The organism is Actinoallomurus acaciae, assembly GCF_042429965.1.
Taxonomy (GTDB): Bacteria; Actinomycetota; Actinomycetes; order Streptosporangiales; family Streptosporangiaceae; genus Actinoallomurus; species Actinoallomurus acaciae.
The window spans coordinates 1-682 of sequence record NZ_JBHLZP010001311.1 but is presented as its reverse complement, the minus strand read 5'-3'; the positions used below and the strand labels follow the sequence as shown (position 1 = coordinate 682).

Here is a 682-nt window from a genome sequence, read left to right as displayed (position 1 = left end):
GGTCGGGCTCGCGCCGGACGCGTTCGCGGCCCGCGATGCGGGCCAGCAGCTCGACCGCCTCGCCGGGGCGGAAGACGTCCAGCTCGATGTGGCGCGCCCCGGACAGGTCGGCGAGCTGCCACCTGCTGGTGACCACGGTGGCGCTTCCCGGCGTCGCGGGCAGCAGCGGTCGTACCTGGGCGGCGTCGGTCGCCCCGTCCACCAGCACGAGCACCCGCCGGTCGGCGAGGCAGGAGCGGAAGAGCGCGGCGCGCTCGCTCAGGGTGCGCGGCACCGCCGCGCCAGTGAAGCCCAGCGTGCGCAGCACCTCGACGAGCACGTCGCCGGGGTCACGCGGCTGGCCGCCCGTGCCGGACAGGCCGGACAGGTCGAAGTAGAGCTGCCCTCCCGGGAACGACCGGCGGAGGGCGTGGCAGACGTGGAGCGCGAACGCGGACTTGCCGACGCCGGGGGCGCCGGTGACCACGACCACGGGCGGCGGAGCCGCCGGCGACGCGTCGTTGAGGATCGCGGCGAGCTCCCGCGCCTCGTCCTCGCGCCCGGTGAAGTCCGGCGCGCCGGCGGGAAGCTGGCAGAGCGGGAACGCCCCGGTGTCCTCGGCCGCCGGACCGACGCCCCGCAGGATCGCCTCGTGCAGCAGGCGCAGGCGCGGGCCGGGCTCGGTGCCCAGTTCGTCGACCAG

Annotated in this window: 1 protein-coding gene; it reads right to left on the bottom strand. The window is 77.1% G+C overall.

Going from position 1 to position 682, the window contains the following annotated elements; genetic code table 11:
- The coding region (locus ACFFNX_RS52245; protein WP_378213928.1) for an AAA family ATPase at window positions 1-682 on the bottom strand (682 nt) is incomplete at both ends.